Source organism: Streptomyces sp. NPDC018610 (assembly GCF_044391765.1).
Lineage (GTDB): Bacteria > Actinomycetota > Actinomycetes > Streptomycetales > Streptomycetaceae > Streptomyces.
This window is the reverse complement of the sequence record NZ_JBISAL010000003.1, coordinates 541616-548675: the sequence shown is the minus strand read 5'-3', so window position 1 is coordinate 548675 and position 7060 is coordinate 541616. Positions and strand designations below refer to the sequence as shown.

Annotated in this window: 6 protein-coding genes; 2 read left to right on the top strand and 4 right to left on the bottom strand. The window is 73.6% G+C overall.

What is annotated here, in order from left to right:
- Positions 1-272: YceI family protein (locus ACH5A8_RS11855; protein ID WP_399000635.1), on the top strand; the 272-nt coding region annotated here is incomplete at its 5' end.
- A 78-nt stretch (positions 273-350) separates the two neighbouring features.
- On the opposite strand, the gene ACH5A8_RS11850 is transcribed toward ACH5A8_RS11855, so the two are convergent.
- Positions 351-1076, bottom strand: a complete 726-nt coding sequence (locus tag ACH5A8_RS11850; RefSeq protein ID WP_399000632.1) for a GAF and ANTAR domain-containing protein — start codon at positions 1074-1076, stop codon at positions 351-353.
- Between the two features lie 333 nt (positions 1077-1409).
- Here ACH5A8_RS11850 and ACH5A8_RS11845 point away from each other — a divergent pair, with 333 nt between their 5' ends.
- Positions 1410-1886, top strand: coding sequence for a PPOX class F420-dependent oxidoreductase (locus tag ACH5A8_RS11845; RefSeq protein WP_399000630.1), 477 nt, complete (start codon positions 1410-1412; stop codon positions 1884-1886).
- Positions 1887-1963: 77 nt separating this feature from the next.
- Here ACH5A8_RS11845 and ACH5A8_RS11840 read toward each other — a convergent pair whose 3' ends face one another.
- From ACH5A8_RS11840 to ACH5A8_RS11830, 3 genes are all read right to left on the bottom strand, one after another.
- A complete protein-coding gene (locus ACH5A8_RS11840) occupies positions 1964-2728 on the bottom strand; it encodes a TetR/AcrR family transcriptional regulator (protein ID WP_399000628.1) in 765 nt (254 codons plus the stop codon).
- Between the two features lie 270 nt (positions 2729-2998).
- On the bottom strand, positions 2999-5485 hold the full coding sequence (locus ACH5A8_RS11835; RefSeq protein WP_399000626.1) for a glycosyltransferase family 39 protein: 2487 nt from the start codon (positions 5483-5485) through the stop codon (positions 2999-3001).
- Entirely contained in the window at positions 5482-7047 is a 1566-nt protein-coding gene (locus ACH5A8_RS11830) for a glycosyltransferase (RefSeq protein WP_399000624.1), read from the bottom strand. Before ACH5A8_RS11830 ends, ACH5A8_RS11835 begins: the two co-directional genes overlap by 4 nt.
- Positions 7048-7060: the final 13 nt, after the last annotated feature.

Below are 7060 nucleotides of genomic sequence, written 5' to 3'. Positions count from 1 at the left end.
CCACCGGCACCGACCGCTGGACCGTCCACGGCGAACTCACCCTCCACGGCATCGCCCGCCCCGTCGACCTCGACCTCGCCTACCTCGGCACCGGCACCGACCCCTGGGGCGGCACCCGCGCCGCCTTCCGCGCCACCACCGAACTGCGCCGCGAGGACTTCGCCATCAACTACAACCAGGTCATCCAGGCCGGCATCGCCGCCATCGGCACCACCCTGCGCATCGAACTCGACATCCAGGCCGTCCAGGGAACCACCCTCCCCACCGCCTGACCCCGGCCCACGACACCAAGGGCGGGCCCGCCATCAACGCGGACCCGCCCTTGCCGTGCTTCCGGTGCGCGAGGGACGTCAGGTGGTGGTCCTCTTCGTTTCCACGATCCGACGGGCGATGTCGCGCAGTTTGACGTTCTCCCGCTGCGAGGCGCGCACCAGGCTGTCGAACGCCTCGGCCGCGTCGATGTCGCGCCGCTCCATGAGGATGCCGGTGGCCTGGCCGATCAGGTCGCGGGTGCGCATCGCCTCGGTGAGCTGTTCGCGCACGGTCGCCGAGTCCAGGGCGAGGCTCACGTGCGCGGTGAACAGCCGGCCGATCCGGGTGGCGTCGGTGTCGAAGGCGCGCGGCTTGCCGGCGTAGGCGGTGAGCACGGTCAGCCGCCGCTTCTCGGCCCGCAGTCGCAGCGCCAGCGCCGAACGCAGCCCCGCCTCGGCCAGCGGGCGGCCGCCGTCCTCGCTCTCGCTGTCCGTCACGCGCACCACGGGCGCGTGCCACAGCTGGTCCCAGTGCGACGCCGGGGCGCGGCCGGCGTCCGATTCCTCGGCGCCGCGCACGATCTCGTCGGTCCAGGCGACGGTACGGCGGCGGCCGTCCCGTTCCATCACCGAGATGCCGGCGTGCTCCGCCCCCGGCAGCAGCCGTACCGCGAGCTCCACGGCGACTCGCATGGTGCTGTCCGGAGTGTTGGTGTCGTGCAGTCGCTGAGCCGCCATCGTCAGGGCTTCGGACAGCTCGATGTCCCCCGGAAAATGGGGCAATTCAGAAAAGTCGGACGCAGGCACCACGAACCTCTTCGGCATGCACGGCCTTACGGCCATGCGCAGGAGAGCTCCGCAGCACATTCCCGACTGCGAGCACAGGACGAACAGAACCTTATCTCGTCCGTCCGCGCGACTTACGCCTGGTAGACGCTCGGCCGCCACCCCGGCGACGGGGGCGGCGCGATGGCGGGCGGTGCGGTGGCCGGTGGATGCGGTGGCCGGTGGGTGCGGTGAGCGCATGGGCGTGGTGGCCGCGTGGGCGTGGTGTCGGTGAGTGCGTGGCTGACGGGTGCGGTGCGGTGCCCCGGTGGGTGCGGCGTGTGGGCGGCGGGCGTGCGGGCTCCGGGGCCCACGCGGGCCTAGGCTGCGGGCATGGCACCGAACATCGCGAGCAACACCCGCGTCTCGCGGGACGAACTGCTGGACTTCGTACGCCCCCGCCACCGCGCCCTGCTGCTGACCCGGCGCTCCGACGGCAGCCCGCAGGCCTCGCCGCTGACCTGCGGTGTGGACGACTCCGGACGGATCGTGGTCTCCACCTATCCGGAGCGGGCCAAGACCCGTAACGCCAAGCGGGACGCGCGGGTGAGCCTGGTCGTGCTGAGCGACGAGTGGAACGGGCCGTGGGTGCAGATCGACGGTACGGCCGAGGTCGTCGACGCGCCGGACTCCGTGGAACCCCTCGTCGAGTACTACCGCAACATCGCCGGTGAGCACCCCGACTGGGACGAGTACCGCGGCGCCATGCTCAAGCAGGGCAAGTCGATCATCCGGATCACCCCGGAGCGGTGGGGCCCGGTGGCCACGGGAGGCTTCCCGGCGCGTCTGGTGAACGACGAAGACGCGTAGGACTCGCCGGCCCGCTCCGGCGGGCGGTCGGGCCCGGCGGCCGGCACCGGGCGGGCGGCCGGTCTTCACCGGGGCGGTCAGCCCCGGGCGGCCATCGCCTCGATCCCCGCGACCAGCAGGTCCAAGGCGAAGGCGAAGTCGCGGTCGAGCATCTCCTCCACGGTGTCGCCGCCCCGGGCCGCCACGATGTCCCGGGACTCCTCGATGACGCCGGCGGCCTCCGGGGACCGGCCCGCCGAGTCCAGGGACTGCCGGTAGTACTCGTCCGGCGTCAGCCCCGAGTCCGCGATCCGGCCGAAGAAGTGGCTCTCGAACGTGCCGTAGCCGTACACGAACTGGAAGACGGCCGAGATGGCGCCCGTGATGCCGTGCGCGGGCAGGCCGGTGCGGCGGACCACGCGCTGCACCTCCCGGGCGTGGGCGAGGGCGTTCGGCCCGATGTTGAGGTAGCGGCCGGCGAGCGGCGACAGCCAGGGGTGGCGCACCAGCAGCGCCCGGTACCCGGTGGCGAGCCCGCGCAGCTGGTCGCGCCAGTCCTCCCCGGCGTCCGGGCGGGGCAGTGACAGCTCGCCGAAGGCCGCGTCGAGGGCGAGTTCGAGCAGGTCGTCCTTGGTGTCGACGTACCAGTACACGGACATGGCCGTGACGTTCAGCTCGGCGGCCAACCGGCGCATGGAGAACCTGGCCAGCCCCTCGGCGTCCAGCAGCCGCACCGTGGCCCCGGTGATCCGCGCCCGGTCGAGCCCGGACGGCTGCCCGCCGCCCCGCCCGCTCCGACGCTCCTTGCCCGCCAGCCAGACGCTGCGGCGCGCCGCGCCCTCGGCCCCGGGTGCCTTCACCATGGCGCACCTTCCTCGACTTGCGAACCGCCGGACATGCTGAACGGGCCGCAGGGCCGGGGCGGGGCCGCCCGCCCGCGCCGCCGGGCCGGCCACCGCCTCCCTCTTCGGAGTCTGCCCGCTCCGACGCGTACGGCAACGAGGCCGTCCCCCGGGACAGGACAAGGGGCGGGGCGCAGCGGGTGGAACGTGACGGGAACGGTGTGGACGCGGGGGGAGGCGGCGGCCCGACCGGCCACCGCCTCCCCCGTGTTCCGTAGGCCTCCGCGGGCCTCAGCCGTCCGTCGGCCGCGTGAGGTCGTAGAAGGTGGCCGAACCGGCCGTCACCTTCTTGAAGTTCTTCTCGACCCACGAGGTGATCTGCGAGGAGGTTCCGCTGCCACCCCTGCCGCCTCCCATGCCGCCGCCCGCGATGAAGTAGTGGACCCTCCCCTGGGCCACGTACTTCTCGAACTGGGCGAGGGTCGGGGACGGGTCGGTGCCGTTGAAGCCACCGATCGCCATCACCGGGTCGCCGGTGGCGAGCTGGTAGCTGGCCGCGTTCTGGGAGCCGATGGACGCGGCGACCCAGGTGTACTTCGACGCGTCCCGCTCCAGCATCTTCCTGGCCGCCGAACCGACCTGGGCGCCGTCGAGCAGGCCGCCCATGCCGCCGCCCATACCGCCCGTACGGCCGCGCTCGCCGCCCGCCCAGCCGCCGCCGGGGAAGCCGGTGCCGCCGTTGCGCCGGCCCTGACCGTTCTGGCCGTCGCCGCTCTGACCGTTGCCGTTCTGCTGGCCCTGGCCCTGGCCGTTCTGGCCGTTCTGGCCAGGCATGCCGCCGCCGGGGAAGCCGCCGGTGCCGCCACCCGGCAGGCCATTGGTGCCGCCGCCCGGGAAGCCGTTGCCGTTCTGCCGGCCCTGGCCGTTCTGGCCGTTCTGACCCGGCATGCCGCCACCGCCGAAGCCGCCGCGCCGGCCGCCCGCCCCGCCGAAGCCCATCATGCTCGCGCCCGCCGGGCCGGCCGTCGGGATGGAACCGGTGTGCGCGGAGTCCACCGTGCTCAGTGTGTACGCGGTCGGACCGGCGAGGCAGGTCACGACGGCCGCGCCCACCGTGGCGAGCGCGAGCCGGCGGCCGAGCCGCCCCGCGAAGACCAGACCGAGGGCCGCGGCCAGCCCGCCCACCAGCACCAGCCACTTCAGCCAGGGCAGGTAGTCGGGGGTGCGGTCGAGCAGGACGTACCCCCAGGCCGCGGTCGCCGTGACCGCGGCGGCCAGGGTGAGCGACGCCCACAGCCGGGACCGCTCCGCCCACAGGACGGTCGCGCCCATGCCGACGACGGCGGCGATGTAGGGCGCGAGGGCCACCGTGTAGTACTGGTGGAAGATGCCCGCCATGTAACTGAAGACCGCCGCGGTCATCACCAGCGAACCGCCCCAGGCGAGGAAGGACCCGCGGGCCAGGTCGGTGCGCCCGGGCGTGGGGATCACCCCGGCCGGACGGGAGCGGAAGCGGGGAAGGGTCAGCACCAGCCCGGCCACCAGCAGGATCAGCGCGGCCGGGAGCAGCCAGGAGATCTGGCTGCCGATCTCGGAGTTGAACATCCGGTCCCAGCCGGTCTCGCCCCAGTGGCCCGTGCCGCCGCCGCCCGGTCCGCCACCGCCGCCCACGCTGCCGGTCTCGTCGCCGTTGATCCGGCCGAGGCCGTTGTAGCCGAAGGTCAGTTCCAGGAAGCTGTTGTTCTGCGAGCCGCCGATGTACGGCCGCGAGGAAGCGGGCCACAGCTCGACGATCGCCACCCACCAGCCGCCGGAGACGACGATCGCCGCCGTCGCGAGCGCCAGCTGCACCAGCCGCTTCTTCAGCCGCACGGGCGCGCAGAAGCCGTGGAGGAGGGCCAGCGCGGGCAGGATCAGGAAGGCCTGCAGAGTCTTGGTGAGGAAGGCGAAGCCGACCGCGGCGCCCGCCCACAGCAGCCACTTGGTGCGGCCGTCCTCCAGGCCGCGAACGACGAAGTACACGGTCAGCGCCATCAGCAGCGCGAGCAGCGCGTCCGGGTTGTTGAACCGGAACATCAGCGCCGCCACGGGCGTGAGCGTGAGCACCGCGCCCGCGATCAGGCCCGCCGCCGGGCTGAACCGGCGGCGTACGGCCGCGTAGACCACGGCGACCGTGAGGACGGCCATGATCACCTCGGGGACGAGGATCGCCCACGAGTTCAGCCCGAAGATCCGCACCGACAGCGCCATCGGCCACAGCGAGGCCGGGGGCTTGTCGACGGTGATGGCGTTGCCCGCGTCCAGCGAACCGAAGAAGAACGCCTTCCAGGACTCGCTGCCCGCCTGGACGGCCGCCGAGTAGAAGGAGTTGGCGTAGCCGGAGGCGCTCAGGTCGTAGAGGTAGAGGAGACCGGTGGCGAGCAGCAGGGCGAGGAAGGCGGGGCGGACCCAGCGCGGGTCCTCGGGCCTGCCGCGCCACAGCCGGCGCGCGAGGGGCGGCTTCGGATCGCCGGTCCCCGCGTTCGCCTCCGCCACGGGCGCGGGGACGGGGATGGGGGCGGGGGCAGCGGACGGGGTTGCAGGGCCCGTATGAGTCGCCGCGACCGCAGCAGGCTCAGCAGTCGCACGAGCCCCAGAAGTCTCGGTGATCGCAGGAGCCCCAGGAGTGCCAGGCGTCGCCGTGGTCAGGGTGGCCGTCGGGGGAGCGGTCGGCGGGGGACCCCAGGACGAGGGCCCCGCACCTTCCCGCCCGCCCGTCCGGTCGTGCTCAGTGGTCATCGGGAGTCCTTCGGATCGGTGTCGGTCGGACGCACCCGCCGCAGCCGCGTGGTCGCGTCCCCCGGGGTGCGTTCCGCGGCGTCACCGGCGCGGACGGGGATGGTGCCGTGGGCGGAGGTGCCGGAGGCGGAGGTGCCGGAGGCGGTCGGCTCGTACGGGGCGCGCGGTGCCGTGGGCCGCTGCGGGAGCGGGCCGGGGACCGGGCCGGGGTACGTGCGTGCGCCGTCGCCGCTCGTGAGGTACACCCGTGCGGACGGACCCGCCGCACCACCGCCGCCCGGGGCGGCCGAGCCACCGGGGGCCGCCGTGCCGGGCGGCTGCTCCTGGCGGTCCGGGAAGACCCAGGCCCGGAAGAGCAGGAAGCGCAGCACGGTCGCGGCGAGGTTGGCCGCCACCAGCACCGCCAGTTCGGTGGAGTGCGCCGGGCTGCTGGTCGCCGCGTTGAGGGCGGCCAGCGAGCCGCTGGTGAGGGCGAGGCCGATGCCGAAGACGACGAGGCCCTGTGCCTGGTGCCGGACCGCGCCGCCGCGCCCCCGCACGCCGAAGGTCAGCCGCCGGTTGGCGGCGGTGTTGGCGACCGCCGAGACCAGCAGGGCCGGCGCGTTGGCGACCTGCGAGCCGGCGAACTGCCGGAAGAGGCTGTAGAGCAGCAGGTAGAAGAGGGTGGACAGGACGCCGACGACGCAGAACCCGACGAGCTGGCGGGCGAGTCCCTTGGGCACGTCCGGGATCTCGCGGTCGCGGGGGTCGTCGCCGAACGGCCGGACGAGCCGGTCCAGGGGCAGCGAGCCGGTGGCCAGCGCCTTGCCGACCCGCCACACGCCCTTCAGGTCCTCGGTCGCCGTCCTCACGATGTGCACCGTGGAGTCGGGGTCGTCGACCCAGTCCACCGGCACCTCGTGGATGCGCAGCCCGGCCCGCTCGGCGAGCACCAGCATCTCGGTGTCGAAGAACCAGCCGGTGTCCTCCACCAGCGGCAGCAGCACCTGCGCGACATCGCGCCGGATCGCCTTGAAGCCGCACTGGGCGTCGGAGAAGCGGGCCTGGAGCGAGCCGCGCAGGATGAGGTTGTAGGTGCGGGAGATGAACTCCCGCTTGGCCCCGCGCACCACGCGCGAACTGCGGGCGAGCCGTGAGCCGATGGCCAGGTCGGAGTGGCCGGAGATCAGCGGCGCCACCAGCGGCAGCAGCGCGTTGAGGTCGGTGGACAGGTCCACGTCCATGTAGGCGAGGATCGGCGCCTCGGAGGCGGCCCACACGGTCCGTAGGGCGCGGCCCCGGCCCTTGAGCTCCAGCCGGAAGTTGTCGACCTCGTCGAGCTCGGCCGCCAGCCGCGCGGCCACCCGCGGTGTGCCGTCCGTGGAGGCGTTGTCCGCGACGGTGATGCGGAACGCGTACGGGAAGGTGCGCGTGAGGTGGTCGTGCAGCCGCAGCACGCACGGCCGGAGGTCCTTCTCCTCGTTGTAGACGGGGATCACTACGTCCAGGACAGGCGTACCGGCGTCGCCGGCCGGGAGGTGCTCCCGCGCCGGCAGGGTGCCGGGAGAAGAGTCGGTTCGCATGCCGGTGACTCTC